Raw genomic sequence first — 16,757 nt, forward strand, 5'->3', positions numbered from 1 at the left:
ATAATCATCGGAACTCCGGCAGTACGTCTTCGCCGAACCGCCGGATACTTTCGAGAGCGGGCTCCTGATCCATTCCGGGGAACTGCGTCCGGAAGATGAGATTGTCGACGCCGATGTCGCGGTACGTCTCGACTTTCTCCGCCACCTCAGCAGGCGTCCCGACCATTATCTGATCCTCAACATCGTCCCACGTTGGCCGACTGTCGAACTCGGGATTCCCCCATTTGATGTACTTTTCGTGAAGGTCGAGCATGTACGGTTCCAGTGCGTCGTAGGCCTCGTCCGTTGTCTCGCCGACGAAGCCGTCGACCATGATGGTGACCTCGGCGTCGTCAGGGTCTTTTCCGGCTTCCTCGACGGAATCGTAGTAGAGCTCGATGTCGTCACGAAGTTGTTCTGGTTCGGTCACCGCCGCGGTGAAGCCGTCACAGCGGTACGCGGCACGCTTGATCGCCACTTCGGCGTTACCGCCGCCCCAAAACCGAGGGCGCGGATCCTGTACGGGTTCTGGGCGAACGAACCCATCGTCGAACTGGATATGGTCGCCGTCGTAGTCGAACCGTTCGCCCTCTAGAAGTCGCTTCGCGACCGAGATCGATTCTAGGAATCGACCCACGCGGTCGTCCATCCCGACTCCGAAGTTGACCAACTCGCTCTCACGGTATCCCAGCGACACTCCCCAGTTCGTCCGTCCGTTTGTGAGGTGGTCCAGCGCTGTGATGCGCTCGGCAAGGTGAATTGGATGATACACAGGCAAGATCAGAATGTTAGTCGTTAGTGTCAGCGTATCGGTGCGAGCTCCAAGTGCCGACAGGAAGGTGAATGGTTCGTAGAACCCGTCCTCGTAGAAATGCCGTTCTCCGACGGCCGCTATGTCGTACCCCAAGTCTTCCATGAGTGCTGCCTGCTCGAATGCTGCTTCGAACTCGAAATCTGTGCGTTTGTCACCGTACTGGTTCAGGTAGATGCCGAACTCCATGTTGTTCTGTGGTACCTGCTACCATTTATACATTACACATAAGTTCGGACGTGTCGGCACGATTCCCATAATATCCCAGGTAAGTATCTCGAAATATTACCCAAATTCCATTGCGGTGGTCGTAATAGAATGGTACGTGGTAGAATGCCACTCATAGAAACCGAAGGCGTCGAAGTCATCAACGAGGAGCAACGCAATCGAGGATTCTGGAAAATATTCGCCATCTGGGCGGGGTTCGCCATCGTAATCACGAACTTCCTGCTCGGGTCGTTGACCATCGGTGCTGGATTGGTAGAAGGATTCACGGCTGCCGTAATCAGTATCGTGCTCGTCGGCGTCATCGTCTATTTCGGAACGAAGATCGCCGCCGAACAGGGAACAGCAGGAACAACAGCAATGCGCGCGCCCTTCGGAATACGGGGACGAGTCATCCCAGCACTCGCAACAGTTCTGGCGACAGTCGGCTGGTTCGGTGTACAAACCGGTATCGTCGCATCCAGTTCGAAAGCAATTCTTAGTAACTTCGGTATCACGGTTCCGTTCTGGCTTCTAGCAGGAGCACTAGGAATCGTGATGGCAACGGTCGCAGTATTCGGATACGAGTGGATCGAGTGGCTCAACCGGCTTGCAGTGCCGATCATGACGATCCTACTCGGACTGGTCGTCTACCAGATCTTCACAAACTACTCGACCAGCCTCGGTAGCAGTGGCGGGACCGGGATGTCATTCTGGGCAGCACTGAATGTCTTCCCGGCCGCCACCGCCGCATACCTCATCGTGGCGATGGATTACGGACGATACGGACAATCCCAGGACTCCTCACGCCCAGGATGGGGTGCGACGCTCGCCTGGATCATTTTCGCCATCATCCTCGCAGCGATCGGGATTCTGGCAGCCGCCGCCGCGGGGACGTGGAACCCGGTCGAAATTACAGTCGAACTCGGACTCGGATCGGTCGGCCTCCTGCTGTTGATCATGGGATCGTGGACGACGAACGTGACGAACGTCTACGTCGGAGGAATTGCACTATCGCAACTCACGGGCCTGCAACGGCTCTACATGACCGTGCTAACGGGACTCGTCGGAACTGGACTCGCCGTCGCCGGCATCTTCAGCTACGGGGGCATCCAGAGTTTCCTCTCGGCGCTGACGGTCACGCTCGTCCCGACGACAGGTATCCTGCTCGTGCATTACTACCTCATTGAAGGCGGGATGGACATCAACGCCCTGTTCGAAGTCGACGGGAAATACTGGTACGTCCGCGGATGGAACCCAGTCGCAGTAATGGCGTGGGCGATCGGCGCCGCGTTCGCCGTGCTGGCACCCGACTGGACTGTTCCAGCGTTGTCGAGCGCGCTCGTCGCGGGAGTCATCTACTACGCACTCGACTCCCCGGTCGGAACCTGGATCGAACGATATCAGACCCAGCCACGGAGTAGCGACTAAGTGATGACTATCAGCGTCGCCGTCCTCGGTCTCGCGTCGTTCTACGGGCCAGCCTACGCAGAGCGGGCAGCGAATCACCCAGACTGCGAGGTTGTCGCCGTGTTCCCGGGGGAGACAACTGACGAACAACGAACTGCCCTCGGTCGCCCGACCGACGAATCGATTACGGCGGAGCACGACTGTCGTCTCTATCACGACGTCGACGAACTGCTGGACGCCGAGCGCGTCGACGCGGTAGTAGTAGCCACACGAACACGCCGACGTGCTGACGACGCCTGTGCATCGCTCAGAGCCGGAGTCCCAGTACTCACAGCGAAACCTGCCGCCGACAGTCCGCAAGGAGCCGACGAAATCGCCGTCGCAGCAGCAGAGGCCGATCTTCCCGCCGTAACGACGAGTCCTGCTCGGTTCGACGATGCTGTGGCGACCCTTGGACAACGTGTTCACCGTGGAGCAATCGGTGACGTCGTCAGCGTCCGTGCTGCAATTCGGCATGACCGCGTACCCGAAGCGGGCATCGAAGCGAACGCTGAACACGCGCCAAAGGAGGCTGGAAGCAGTTACGCAATGGGATTCTACACCGCCGACGCACTCGTGTGGCTCGCGGACGACAGACCCGAGCGGCTCTCGGGAGAACTCTCTAACGTAAATACATCCCACAGCACGCATCCAGACCTTGGCGCTGCGACCGTTCACTTCGCCGACGGTAGCGTCGGAGAGATGTCGATGACGTACGCTACCGATTGCCGGGACCCGCTCGGGAATTGGGAAATCGAAGTGGTCGGGACAGACGGAATCCTCCGTACGACGCACCAAGGGTACGATGGGATTCACTGGCATGCCGGCAAGGCGGACGATCGACGAGCAGAAGTGTTTGGACGGGTCCAGAGCCCTATCCTTGACCGCCAGTTCGACGCGTTTATCTGCGCCGCCAGAAGCGATTCTCGACCAGGTGCAGTTCCGCCAGCACCGGATACGGTCGCGGACGCACTTGCTTTGTGTTCAGCCTGGGAGGACGCTGCCAACTCAGGTGTCGTTGACTTGTGACGACACCGCTGTTTTATCGCCAAGTTCTGACATATAGCTGAAGAACCGAATCGTGCTCGAGCACTGCTTTGCCATCCGCAGCCCACCCACGAGATGGTGGCGTGCTGAAGCGGTTGCCAGCACGTCTTCAGCAAGCCATGGCTTCTCATTTTCCAGTTGCTCGGTATCAAGGGGGTCTCGATCTCGTCACGCAACGCGTTATCTGGCGCTGTCCCTCGGCCCTTGTATCGACATACTCTCTTCCATCGGAAACTGTCTGGTGGATATCCTGACCCTCTGGATGCGCTGGCGACGCGAAATACACGACAGAGACGAGCTGTGTATCGCCAACGGTGGTCTAAGCCGACGACAGCCTTACCTGCTTCTCTATGCATAGTCTCGTAGCACTCCATGCTTGCCCCGCTCCGGGAACGTTCTGCTCTGAATGACGGTATCGAGTCGGTGCTCACCGACGCGTTTTCCGATCGTGAGGTCGCAGTTGTGACGTTCTCGGGGACCGTCGTGGAAGGAGAAGAATCACACGACGCTAAAGCAGTGAGGGTACGTTCGACTGTAAATCCTCGAGGTTACTAACTGCTCGCTAGCGGACACGGCTTTCGTGCTTCCCCGAGGGCAGTGATGCGGCCGAATCCACTTCCGTTTACCGCTCTAAACGGTAGTGATGTTCTCTCACCCCTGCCAGACATATTGGACTCCTCAACTCCTGTACCTCACGAAAATGGCGCTCTAGAATTTTATAAATCATATACTGCGATATCAAATACGGCCACGGGGAAGTTGAGACTACAACGGGTTTAGCGGGATTGTAATGCATGGTTTCGGGCGGATTGGTGAACTGGAACTGAGTCAGATCGACTCTAGATTGCCCTTTCCTGTCACCCTATCAACTACACTGGTGGTTTTCTAAGACTGCCGACAGCGTTGCCACTCAGAAATCCGGGCTGTCTCGGACTGTGGCTCTCACTATCCGATTCCGGTCTCCTTCTTTAGCAACGTCAGTGTATTATCCGCCGTCACCATCGGTGAGTACTCGTATGCACCAGTCAACTTGACCTGTACGAGCAGATCGACTGCACGCCAAATCGAGTACAGCAGACAGGCGAATGCGAAGTAGAAGAATCGCAGTACGAAGTTCTTCGACGTGGTGGCCGCCATGAACCGCTTGATCGATTTGTAGCCACTCTCAATCTCCCAGCGGTAGCCATACTCACTGAGAAACCCACCGCCTCGATTCGACATGAACACCGAGTACTGTCGGTAGTCGTCATGTTCAGCGTTCTCTTTCCGTCGGTAGACCAGCGTCGTCTTGTGCCATTCGTTGTCCCCGAGATGGAGTTTCCGGTCGGTTTCGTACCGACTCTGTCCGCGTTGGAGGAGTCGCTTCGCCTGGGCTTGCTCGCTGGTCCGCATCCGTTTCGGGACGACGTACGAGAGCCCGCGCTGACTGATCATCTCCAGCACTTGCTGGCTGTCGAACTCCCGATCCATCAGGACGTTATCTACGTGAACGAGATCCTCGGCAGAGCTGAGCAGATCCTCGACGATCTCTTTCCGTGATTCCCCTCGTCGAACCGGTCGCGCATCGAGGACAATTGGGACAGCATTGCCGACCAGCTGGACTGTCGCCCACTGGTAGGCGTACTCGTTGCTTTGCTCTTTCGTCCCGATAATCTCGTCTTCGTGGCCGGTCCTATCGCCGGTGAACGGATCGGCTTCAGTGATATCAATCGCGACGATCCCTGCTCGGAAAAATTCCTCCGTCTCCGCAACCTCGTCAAGTAGTTGATGGACAGCCTGCCGGTACATCTCTCGAACCTCCAATATTGAGAGGTCGCGAATGTGATCGCGATGGGCGTGCCCGAGTGGTGTTCGATCACGCGTCGATTCGCGAATGAAGCTTCGAGCCCCCTCGTTGGCCGCCACGTTCTCACGGAGTCCGAGATAGGTCTGCAGGCCCCAGTAGGCGTTCTCGTGGATCTCACAGCCCTCACCACGATTCAGAGAGAAAGCCGGGAAGACGACTCGACTGACGTGATCGATGATTGTCCCAGCTCTGTCGAGGATGGTTCGATTGTCTGGATCTGATTCGTCTGCATCGTCGCCAGGAGACGCAAGATGTCGGTCTGGTTTGCGTGGGACGGCGACATCCGCGCTTTGAGCTTTGATGAGGATCGTTCGGGCCGCTTTCTGGACTGTTTCGCGAAGCTCAACGGTGAAGCGCGTGTGCCAGCTGCGCCACAGTGTCGATTGATTAGGGATTGTCTCCAACCCTAAACGCCCACAGAGTGTGGGATGGCTATCGAGGTACTCGACGAGTGCTGTTTCGTGCTCCAGACCGTGGAGTTCCTTCAGGAGAAACGCTTTAAACAATCTGGACATCCCGTACTGATACGAACTGGAATAGCGGTCGTGTGGACCGAAGTCAACGTATTCGAGGGGATAGTGGATCGCGAACTCATCAACTGATTCGTGGGCCTCATGTTTGAACCAGGCCGAGGCAACGATTCTGATGTCCTCAGTAAGGCCGCCTAGAGAACTGCGGTCGTAGAGCGGTGTGGTGGAGTAGACAGGCCACGACGAGTCTCCGCGTTGAGCAATGGCCCGGTAGACGGCACGTCGAGATGCCTGTGTGGAGGACACGGCTTCGTACTGTGCCCCGACAGCCAAGAAAGCGACTCCCTCGTTCGGTACATACAGAGGCCTCACGTATCGCTCAATACAGCGGAAGGGTTATATGGCATAGTCTTATTGTCTGAAAATAGAGGCTGAAGGATGACCGTTTCCACCCTCTTCTAAGTCGTCGCGTTCCCGCTTTGGGGCCGCGAGAATCGTCTTTGTAACGATTAGAGCGGTGTGTCCGATTCCATCGCTCACAGCGCCAAGCATCAGCAAAATATGAGTAAACTACCGACACGAGCAGACATCGACGACCAGTACAAGTGGGACCTCTCAGCTATCTTCGAATCCGTCGAAGATTGGGAGAGCGAATGGACCGCAGTTCACAACCGGCTGGAAGACCTCCGCGAGTACGAGGGCTACATTGCGTGTGACGATGAAACGTTATTACGCGCTCTCCAGTTATTCGAGGAAATACTCCGCCGCACACAACGGCTTCGACTATACGCCCAATTGAAGCGCAACGAGGACACCGAGAACAGCGCCCATCAGGAACGACTCCACAAGTCAAATCAGTTAGACCGGGATGTGACGAAAGTTACCGACATGGTGCGGCGCGAGATACAGACCGCTGGCCGCGAGACGATAATGCAGGCGGTTGAGACGACTGAGAAGTTGGGTGTGTACAAGCATTTCCTCGATGACGTTCTTCGGATGGCAAGGCATGCACGGTCTTCAGAGGTTGAAGACCTGCTGGCAGATTTCACCGAGGTCATCGAATCACCGACGCGTGTCTACTCCTCGGTCACGAACAACGACATCGAGCCACAGTCTGTGGAGACGCCCGAGGGGGAACAGGTCGAGGTGACGGGGGTCAATCTCGGTAAACATCTCCGTCACCGGGACCGCGCGTTCCGTCGCCGTGCCTACCAGTCGGTGTACGAAGAACACGCCGCCGTAAAGCACACTATCGCGACAGCATACGCGGATAAGGTGAAAGCACAGGTTGCACTCGCGGACGCTCGAAACTACGACTCAGTACGGGAGATGGCGTTCAATAAATCGAGCTACCCCGAAACCGGCCTGCACATTCACCTCCCTGTCGAGGTTCACGACACCTTGACAGCCGCAATCCGCGGCTCGCTTGACCCACTGCATCAATACTACGAGCGGCGAAAGGCAATCCTCGGGCTTGACGAACTCAAAGCGTGGGACTTGGATGTTCCACTTGCTGACGCGCACGAACCGACTGTGACATATGAGGATGCGCAGGACCACATCCTCGCCGCTGTCGAACCGCTCGGGGATTCATACAAAAATCGGCTTGAAGAGCTCTTCACGTCCCAACGCATCGATGTCTATGAGACGCAAAACAAGCAGAATATCCTCGCGTACGGGCCGTGGGCATATGATACCGGGTCATACATTCTGTTGAATTATCAGGATGATGTACGTTCGATGTCAATCCTCGCCCACGAACTTGGCCACGCGATGCACGCCGAATACTTACGAGAGGGTCAGTCGCCTGCGTACGCGACCGGGGCGCGTCCGATTGAGGAAGTCCCAAGTTACGTCCACGAAATCTTGCTCGCGCATCACCTGCTCAACGTAGACGACTATGCCCTCCGCCAGTATGCGCGTGACCGCTTGCTCGATGTGTTACAGGGAATATACGGCTCGGCGCTACACTCGCTGTTCACGCATAAGACGTATCGGACCGTCGAAGACGGGGAGGACCTAACGCTCGATTGCATCGAGGAGATATATACCGACCTCCTGTCCGAATTCCGTGGTCCGATAGAGATAGATACGTGGGCGAAACGAGGGTGGCTCGTCGGTAGTCACGGACGACTCCCTTACCATTTCTATCAGTACGCCCTCGGGACAGCTGGCGCACTACGCACCGTCGAACAGCTTCTCGACGGCACCGTCACACCGAACGAGTACCACGACTTCTTGCGAGCAGGTGGAACAGTACGCTCTGTCGAGGCATTCGAAACGCTCGGTCTCGACATCCAGTCACGAGAGCCGTTCGAACGGGCATGCTCAGCAGTCGAAGAACACGTGGGGGAACTGGGCGCGGCTGAATAGCACTAGCAACTGGTTTTCTGACTTCTTCGTTTAATGTCGATATGAGATGAGTGTTAGCTACGCAGGCCAACTATAATAGCTGTTTCAGTTAAGACCTCTCAGAACATTATGCCGAATTCCTCATCCCATATGCATTGAGAAAACCAGTCTCAACTACTGTACGGGTTCAAAAGGTGAGAACTCGGGCAAAATAGCTGAGTGAAAAATTCCAATTCTGACATCAAAGCAAGCATCTGACCACGTCCACTGGCACTATTGGCCGTTCCTATTTCAAGCGGTCAGACGTCGAAGGCCGAGGCCGATGACGCCGCCAATTGTTCCGAGGATAGCTGCGGTGACGACTCCAATCACGACCGCCCATAGCACTCGGAACGGAAGTCCCGGCATCTCGCCAGTGATCCCAATCCCCCCGAGATGAATACCACAGCCCGCTCCGAGTGCGAAGACATAGATCCAGACGCGCCACAGTTCCTGCTCACGGACGGTGAGTACCTAACTCCCTGCAACAAGACCTAGCGCAAGATACTCCCACCACAGAACCTGGAAAATCGGGGTAAGAAGCGGAACTCCAGCAAAGAAGATAGTTGAACAGATGAATAACCCAATTGCGATAAGAAATGGGTGTGATCGCTGCTTCTCGTCAGGGTCAGAACTGAGTGCTTGCCCACGTAGGTTCATTACGGAGCTATTTTCGATCCATATATGAAAATTTGGTACAGGTTACTTGAGTTGAGGTCCGCTTCAGCCCAGGGTGTGAACAACCAATGAGATATGAAATACCATCGAGAGGCCGATGTCGCTAAGAGAACCGATGCATTGAGAGCGGTGGTCTCAACTTGTGCGAAATTTGAGAGGAGATCACACCGACAATAGCGACCCCAGAATGCATGATTTCAGCGTAGTTAGCGAACTCGACTCGTCTCAAACTGAGGCTGTGATACCTACTCACGAGTGACCCGAAATATGTCTGTATCTTCTAAAGGAATCCCTTGTTTCTCGAGTGCCGATAGAATACCAGATATTTGATTGAGCTCTCTTCCGTGCTATTCGGTATCCGTCGTGTTCGTGGAACGGCTCACTGCAATATAGCGTTCCGGACACGTCCAATGTGCTGTCTGTCCTGCTGAGGAGTTCTGTGGATGATCAGTCGTACAAAGTTCGTGTTGGTCAGTGCGGTTCACGGTTCGTTGTTCCTCCTTGTCGCCTCGATGTTCGACGACGGTAATAGTCTCGGGCAGTTCGTCCGCAAATATGACGGTTACCCGGTACCACGTGGCCGCCATGTCTGCAGTACACGCGACGGGAAGGAACGGAATATGATTCGTCGATTTCGGCGTCACAACGACCCGTAACTCGTCGGTATCACCGTCGTATTGGGCTGCTTCGAGTCCAACCTTGTTGCAACTGCTCGACCCGTAGTACATGTAGCCGAGTACCCGAACCGCGTGGGCGTCATCATCAAACTCAACGATCGTCGACTTTTGTTCTCGAATCCGACGCGGTTCGACGTGCTCGACTGTTTTCGAGACGATTCCCGTACCAGATCCGCGGGTTTCGAGACACCCGGTCGTCGTTGCAACCCCACCAGCGACAGTGAGGGTGACGAGGAAATCACGGCGGTTCATTTTTCCTCCAAGGCGTAGAGCCCGTCTTCCCAGGTCGAAACGTAGAGAATCCCGTCGACGACCGCGCCACCGGCACCATCGATTCGCCCCGTCGTATCGAACTCCCATCGCCGGGTACCCGAGGCAGCATCGAACGCGTAGATGAACGAATCATCGCTGCCGACATAGACGGTATCGCCGGCGACGACTGGATCACCTGTGACATCGTTCCACGTCCAGAACGCCCAGCGCTGCTCACCTGAGGTGGCGTCAAGAGCATAGACTCGTTCATCTGGTGCACCGACGTACACCGTATCGTCGTGAACAGCGGGTGCCGACCCGAGATATCCCCAGTCAACCGCCTCTCCAGTCGATCCAGACTGAGGCTGAAATCTCCACCGTTGTGTTCCATCAGTTGTTGCCAACGAGAGTAGACCAGACCCCTCGCCGATATAGAGGGACTCGTCTGTGACCGCAGGTGGCGTTGTTAAACGGTGGTTCGTACGATGGTGCCATTGTTTGTCGCCCGTCCCAGCGTCAAGCGCGACCACGAAGCCGGCCGTTTGGCCGTGGTTTCCAGAAGCGTATACTGTCCCGTCAACAACGGCCGCAGCACCGGGTGCCCACTCACCGATTTTCGTTTCCCACTGGACGTCGCCTGACGCTGGATCGATTGCATACACTGTTCCCGTCCCGCCAACGACGACGTACACAATTCCTTCAGCAACGACAGGAGCGCGAATTTCCGAGTCAGAGAATGACCTTCGCCAGCGTTCCTTGCCCGTTTCCGTATCGAATGCAAAGAGCACCTCCCCGAAGCCGGCGAGAACGACGTCGCCCGCGATAGCTGCAGCCGAGCCGTTGAACCGCACGTCCATCCCATCACCGAGATCGGTTCGCCAGCGTTCCTTGCTAGTCGCGGCGTCAAGAGCGACGAAGGCAGCGGTATCCTCGAATGTCCCAACGTAGAGATAGCCATCCTTGATGACGGGGGGCTTTCGCGCGACGAGATGCTCATCGAACGTCCAACGAACGGAGACAGAATTGGTTGGTCCGCGCGCGTCGGTATACCCAGTATTTGCGGAATCACCTCGGCCGAGTGGCCACGATCCATTAACGGGTGCTGCCGCCGACGTACTTTGTCCCGTCAAAGTAGAGAGGCCAGTGATACCGGCAGAGGTGCCACAGGCGGCGAGCACCTGCCGGCGAGAGAGGTGACTGAGAGTCATACGATGCGTTGCAACCAGGAACCTTCAGCTAAGCCGTGTGACGTGCGTTGCACGGACTCTTCAGCGGTTCCAACTGTTCTAGTTGGAAGACGAACAGGAGTGCCTTGGTCACTACGACCTGCACTCGTCGGAGCAGGGAGTGGACAATTCGATGTCGATAGATTCATACTGTCCACTATGTTCATCGTGGCATAAGTTTTCGGATAGCTAAAAAGTCTCTTTACGTTTTCTGTAATTGGAAGTAACGTGTACTCGAAAGTCGGTGGTCAGCAGGTGTGTAGATAAGTACTGTAAACAGAAGTGCGATTACCAGACCAACACCAAAGAAACCAGCCAACACACGGAGATCCCGACCAAATAGAAATATGTACACACGAGCTTCTACCATAGATACATAGAATTATTTTAATATCATAATCTTTCTCTACTCCGTAAATTCTACGGACGTCACTAAAACGAACTCACACGCAATTACTATTTGAGCTGATTTGAGAAGATCACATGCATTGAGAGCACCAGTCTCAACTTCTGTTAGTCTAAGAAGTTGAGACTACAGCCAGTATAGCTACCGGTACTTCCTATGGTGGATTACTCGCGGCGTTCAGTGGGTCGTAGGAGTCTGCATTATAGGCAACACGCCATAGCTTGAGAACAGCATGAGTGACGAGTACTTCGACAGACTGCTTGATGCAGGACTCTTCAACGTCGTCAGGATCAGAGGTGGCGTCAGGAGGCGGGTGATAATGCTCACGTCCAGGGACATGAATGTAGTCACCATCATGTGGATGGTTGCCCCAGCGGAAGTTCACGCCGTCAGCGTCTGTGTAGTGGAATTTGTAGTCTGCTTGGGTCGTCCACTGAACGTCAATCCGGGCGGATTCGGCACAACAGAGTCCGTCGTCGAGCAGGACTTCCAGAAGCGTCGGATTGAGATAGTCGTCTAGCGATGGCGCTGCGAGTGGCTCTTCTCTCTCGATGATATCACGAATCGTGAGGAGCGCTGGCCGGTCGATCGGCCCTCGGAGCGAGTGGGACTCGTCTGTCTCGTCTCTCGTCACCATCTGTTAGACAGGGACACTACCGTCGGTTGTTCGTAAGTCACCGTCAACAAACCGTTCGGCATTCGCAATCGAGAGAGCAGCGTTCGCGAATGCGAGATTTCGGCGCGTTGTCTGCCAGTCCTGGAGCGTTTCAGCGTCGATATCGGACTGGCCGGAGTCAGTCTCGGAGAGAATTTGATTTGTCTGCTCGATGGTCACCTCCTCGGGTGAGTCAACACCGTATTCCGCCCGGTAGTCGTTGAGCCGATCACGCATCTCCGCGATGCGTGTGACGAGCTCGTCGGTTGAGACGTGTTCGAGGATGTCGGCGGCCTGCTCAACGACGAGCGACTCCGGCGACCGCTGATAGGCTGTCCCACCATGTTCCCCCGTTGCGGTAACGACGAACCCTTCGTCGGCAAGTGTGTTCAGATGCTTCCGTGCCGTCTTCGGGGAGGTTCGCGCGTCTTCAGCGACAGTATCAGCCGACGCGGGCGAGTAGGTGTGAGCGATAACGTGACGAACGCGCTCGTAGGGAGTTGTCGTCGATTCCCACTCGTCGCTCACCACCTTGTTGATGTCCTCGAATTCGTCTGGTGGAGTGTTGTCGGTCATGTCTTCATCAACGAGATAGAGGAGTATAGTTCTTTGGTGGCGAAGTATATTACTTCTAGCTGTGTGGGCTCTACGCATATGCATTGAGCGCCCGGGTCGCAACTTCTGCTGTGCTTCAGTAGATGAGACTGCTGCTCTCAATGCACGAGTGCTGGTCTTAGCTCCTCACCCGCCCACTCGGCGCTCGTAGCCTCGTCGATCGCGGTGACGAACTCTTCGACGCGTTGTGACCCAACGAAAATGGAATGCTCGTTCGCTTGCTGGATCCAGACACCCTGATTCCCGCCGACAGTATATGCAACCTTCTCCCGTGCCCAGCGAATCCCCCAGCCACCGAACTCGCGAAGCGGCCTGTACGTTCTCGACCCATACTGGCCGATCTCCGCCCACGAGATTCGACCGAACGACCGATGAATGGGCCACATCTGGAGGGAGATCCCGTCGGCTCTGACCTCGGTCTCCAGGCGCAGACTGGTGAGGAACGCAGCGACGGCACCAATGATCTCGAGGTGGACCCACGAGACGGCCCCGAATACGAGCATGAGCATCGTGATTACGCCGAGAAGGGTCCAGAGCCACCACAGGGTGTCCGGACAGACGTATCTCTATATCGCCGGGAAGATCGGGACGGTCTTGGTCTTGCACACTGATCCGTTGCCACCAATTCATGTTGGCAGAGTTTCTATCGACAGAAGTCTTTTGCTGGCCCTCAACAAAGGCTGCCTATGACGACGGCCGCACCAGCACCGACAGACGTGCTCGAGAAAGTCGACGCCCTCGGCCCACTCGGTACGCCGGTGACGACGCCGGAGGTCGCCGAGGGATTCGACTGCACCCAGCGGACCATCTACAACCGACTGGAGTCGCTCGTCGACGATGACGTTCTGAAAACGAAGAAAGTCGGAGCCAACAGTCGCGTCTGGTGGCGGCCGCCCCGTGTACGCGCGAACGGTGATGGACGCGATCACAGATTACTGATCGAGCAGACTGCCGACCGCACGGGCGAGACAGGGTTCGCGGGCGACCTTGCTGACATGCGCCGCCTCCACGACCTGCGCGCCACACTGACGAACGAAACCGACCTTCACGCTGCACTCGGCGAGATCATCGAGGCCGCGAACGACTTCCTCGACACCGACCGTGGCTGCGTCCAACTCGTCAGCGACGACGGCGAGCGCCTCGAAATGTTCGAGTACCGTGGATACGACGAGCAGTCCCCGTTTGTCAACTACTTCCTGCACGAGGGATCGAAGCCAGCGTGCGACGCCGCGCGCCAGAACCGCGAGCGGCTGATCATCGAGGACGTCGAGCGCTTCTCGGGCTTACAGGGGACAACGGACCGCGAGGTCGCGCTCGAAGACGACATCCACGCCATCCAATCCACGCCGATGATAACCCGCGACGGCGAGTTGGTTGGTGTGCTGAGCAACCAGTTCCCGGAGCCACACCGCCCGAGCGACCGAGAACTGCGGCTGATCGACATGCTCGCGTGGACTGCGGCCGAGTTTGTCGACCGCCATCAGACTCAAGAACAACTGCGCGAGAGCGAAGCGCGATTCCGCACGCTGTTCGATTCGATCAGCGAGTCGATGTCCGAGGCCTTCTGCGTCGTCGAGATACTCTCCGACGAGCAGGTGGAGGCTTCGGACGGAGCCACGGGGGGACGGGCCGACGCTGCTGCCCGAGACGAGCCGATGGACTACCGATTCGTGGAGAGCAACGCGGCGTTCGAAGCGCTCGTCGGCCTGACGGACGTCGTGGGTGAGAGACGAAGCGAGCTGGAACTACCTGGGGACCCACCGGGGTTCGACGCCTTCGGCGATGTCCTCCGGACTGGCGAATCGAAACGCGTCGAAACGAACGGGTACGCGCACTACGACGGCTGGTACGACGTCCACGTGTTTCCGTACGGCGGGCCGGATAGCGAGACGGTCGCGTTTCTCATCGATGACATCACCGAGCGCAAGGAGGCCGAGCAGAACCTCCGCGAAAGCGAGGCACGCTACCGGATGTTGTTCGAGTCAATAATCGAGGGCTTCTGTATCATCGAGGTACTGTTCGACGAGGACGACGAGCCGGTTGACTACCGCTTTTTGCAGACAAACCCAGCGTTCGAAGAACAGACCGGACTCGACGACGCGGAGGGCAAACGGATGAAGGAGCTTGAACCCAATCACGAGAACCGGTGGTTCGAGATTTACGGTCGGATCGCCAAGACCGGTGAGCCGGAGCGGTTCACGAATCCGGCCGAACATCACGACGACCGGTGGTACGACGTGAACGCATTCCGCGTCGGCGACCCCGAGGAGCGGAAGGTCGCCATCGCGTTCACAGATGTCAGCGATTCCAAGCATTTCCAGCTCGCCCTCGAACGACTCAACGAAGCGAGCCAGGACCTGATCGACTCTGACCCGGAGGAGATCAAAGACCAGACAGTCGACATCGTTCAATCGGTCCTCAACGTCGAGTACGCCGCGCTCTGGTGCTACGACGAGACGACCGGGAAGCTCGACGAATACGCCAGCCAGACGAGTTCCGAATTCTCCCCCGATACAGTTCGCCTGCCCGGAGGATTTTCCGAGGAGATTTGGCAGACGTTCATGGACGACGATGTGGACATCGATAACGACATCGACGCTAGCGAGAGCGAGTCAGCGACAGTATCACTCCGCAGTCGTGTCCTCGTTCCATTGGGAAGGCACGGCGTCATCTGTGCCGGTTCGACACAAGCCGAGGCGTTCGACGAGCAGAATATCGGCCTCGTGGAGACGGTCGGGGGGACCGTCGAGACGGCGTGGGACCGCGCCGCCGGAGAAGAGATGTTAGCGCGTCGGAATGAAGAATTAACCCGCCTCGACCGGCTCAACACGCTCATTCGGGAGATCGACCAGGCACTCGTGGCCGCCGACACCCGAGAGGAGATCGACGCGGCCGTCTGCGAGCGACTGGCCAGTTCCGACCTCTACGAATTCGCCTGGATCGGTGACCACGATCCGGGGACCGGCGTGGTCGAACCACGGGCGTGGGCCGGCGTCGATAGCGGCTACCTGGAGGATCTCACGAACACGGTCGAGGACACGCCGACCAATCGTGATCCTATCGCTCGTGCAGTACGCACCGGCGACCTGCAGGTGGTTTCGGACATCGCTACGGACAGTGACTTCGCACCCTGGCGAGAAGCAACGCTCGAACGCGGCGCTCGCTCGCTCGTTTGCATTCCGCTCGTCTTCGATGATGCAACATATGGCGTGTTGACCGTCTACGCCGACCACCCCCAGTCGAACGAGGACGAGCGGAATCAGCAGGTGCTGTCGGAGCTCGGCGACACGATCGCCCACACCATCAACGCCAGAGAGACGAGAGCAACATTGCAAACCGACAGCGTCGTCGAACTCACGCTCCGGTTTGAGGATGCCGACACACCGCTGTGTCGCCTCGCCCGGGAGACGGAGTGTACCATCGACTACCAGGGGTTCCTTCCCAGGTCGAACAAGCAGGCCGACGTCTTCTTCATCGCTCGTGGGATCTCACCGGAGGAAGTTCAGGCCACAGCATCGCAACTCCTTGCGTTCGACGACCTGGACTGTCTCACCGAGGGGGCTGATGGGTCACTGTTCAGGGCGCGGGTGTCCGACCCTCCGCTCGCCGCACGGGTCACTAACGACGGGGCTGTCGTGCGCTCGATCACCATCGATGCCGGCGTCTCGACCGCTGCTCTCGACGTCCCCCATACGGCAGCAGTCCGTGAGTTCCTGGACCGGCTCCGTCAGTGGAATCCGAACTTCGAACTGCGCGCTCGTCAGTCGTGCGAGCGGCCGCTGAAGACGCGGCAAACCTTCGTGACTGCGCTCGAGGACCAACTGACTGACCGACAGCGGGAGGTCCTACAGACGGCGTATCTGAGCGGGTACTTCGAGATGCCACGGGTCAGTAACGGTCAGGAGGTCACCGAACTGCTCGGCGTCTCACAGCCGACGTTCTCCGAACACCTGCGTGCAGCCGAACGCACCCTGTGTGAGGTTCTATTCGAGACCGAACCGTATGCCGGTGATATCGTCTCGATGTAGGAATTCCCTAACTTCAAAAAAAA

At 57.1% G+C, this 16,757-nt stretch carries 11 protein-coding genes; 4 read left to right on the top strand and 7 right to left on the bottom strand.

What is annotated here, in order from left to right; genetic code table 11:
- Window positions 1-4: 4 nt before the first annotated feature.
- Window positions 5-979, bottom strand: coding sequence for an LLM class flavin-dependent oxidoreductase (locus ACRYA2_RS14570; RefSeq protein WP_433629470.1), 975 nt, complete (start codon window positions 977-979; stop codon window positions 5-7).
- 144 nt (window positions 980-1,123) lie between these two features.
- On the opposite strand from ACRYA2_RS14570, the gene ACRYA2_RS14575 reads away from it, so the two are divergent.
- Both ACRYA2_RS14575 and ACRYA2_RS14580 read left to right on the top strand, forming a co-directional pair.
- Window positions 1,124-2,425, top strand: a complete 1,302-nt coding sequence (locus ACRYA2_RS14575; RefSeq protein ID WP_433629473.1) for a purine-cytosine permease family protein — start codon at window positions 1,124-1,126, stop codon at window positions 2,423-2,425.
- 3 nt (window positions 2,426-2,428) lie between these two features.
- On the top strand, window positions 2,429-3,472 hold the full coding sequence (locus tag ACRYA2_RS14580) for a Gfo/Idh/MocA family protein (RefSeq protein ID WP_433629475.1): 1,044 nt from the start codon (window positions 2,429-2,431) through the stop codon (window positions 3,470-3,472).
- Window positions 3,473-4,435: 963 nt separating this feature from the next.
- Here ACRYA2_RS14580 and ACRYA2_RS14585 read toward each other — a convergent pair.
- Window positions 4,436-6,112, bottom strand: coding sequence for a transposase (locus ACRYA2_RS14585; protein WP_433629698.1), 1,677 nt, complete (start codon window positions 6,110-6,112; stop codon window positions 4,436-4,438).
- Window positions 6,113-6,367: 255 nt separating this feature from the next.
- Between ACRYA2_RS14585 and ACRYA2_RS14590 the strand changes: the two genes are divergently transcribed.
- Window positions 6,368-8,179 carry a M3 family oligoendopeptidase gene (locus ACRYA2_RS14590; RefSeq protein WP_433629478.1) on the top strand — a complete coding sequence of 604 codons (1,812 nt, stop codon included), beginning with the start codon at window positions 6,368-6,370 and terminating at the stop codon, window positions 8,177-8,179.
- A 1,043-nt stretch (window positions 8,180-9,222) separates the two neighbouring features.
- Here the strand turns inward: ACRYA2_RS14590 and ACRYA2_RS14595 are convergent.
- The 5 genes from ACRYA2_RS14595 to ACRYA2_RS14615 all read right to left on the bottom strand — a co-directional run bounded on the left by ACRYA2_RS14595 (window position 9,223) and on the right by ACRYA2_RS14615 (window position 13,215).
- The gene (locus ACRYA2_RS14595; RefSeq protein WP_433629481.1) at window positions 9,223-9,804 is read right to left on the bottom strand and encodes a twin-arginine translocation signal domain-containing protein; all 582 of its coding nucleotides are present in this window, start codon (window positions 9,802-9,804) and stop codon (window positions 9,223-9,225) included.
- The gene (locus ACRYA2_RS14600) at window positions 9,801-11,012 is read right to left on the bottom strand and encodes an outer membrane protein assembly factor BamB family protein (protein ID WP_433629483.1); all 1,212 of its coding nucleotides are present in this window, start codon (window positions 11,010-11,012) and stop codon (window positions 9,801-9,803) included. Before ACRYA2_RS14600 ends, ACRYA2_RS14595 begins: the two co-directional genes overlap by 4 nt.
- A gap of 578 nt (window positions 11,013-11,590) precedes the next feature.
- Entirely contained in the window at window positions 11,591-12,073 is a 483-nt protein-coding gene (locus ACRYA2_RS14605; RefSeq protein ID WP_433629486.1) for a toxin-antitoxin system TumE family protein, read from the bottom strand.
- Window positions 12,074-12,076: 3 nt separating this feature from the next.
- Complete coding sequence (locus ACRYA2_RS14610; protein ID WP_433629489.1) at window positions 12,077-12,667, bottom strand: DUF7342 family protein; 591 nt, start codon at window positions 12,665-12,667, stop codon at window positions 12,077-12,079.
- Between the two features lie 137 nt (window positions 12,668-12,804).
- Window positions 12,805-13,215 carry a DUF6141 family protein gene (locus tag ACRYA2_RS14615; RefSeq protein WP_433629492.1) on the bottom strand — a complete coding sequence of 137 codons (411 nt, stop codon included), beginning with the start codon at window positions 13,213-13,215 and terminating at the stop codon, window positions 12,805-12,807.
- A gap of 177 nt (window positions 13,216-13,392) precedes the next feature.
- Here ACRYA2_RS14615 and ACRYA2_RS14620 point away from each other — a divergent pair, with 177 nt between their 5' ends.
- The gene (locus ACRYA2_RS14620; protein ID WP_433629495.1) at window positions 13,393-16,734 is read left to right on the top strand and encodes a bacterio-opsin activator domain-containing protein; all 3,342 of its coding nucleotides are present in this window, start codon (window positions 13,393-13,395) and stop codon (window positions 16,732-16,734) included.
- Window positions 16,735-16,757 lie beyond the last annotated feature (23 nt).

The organism is Halomicrococcus pelagicus (genome assembly GCF_050954125.1).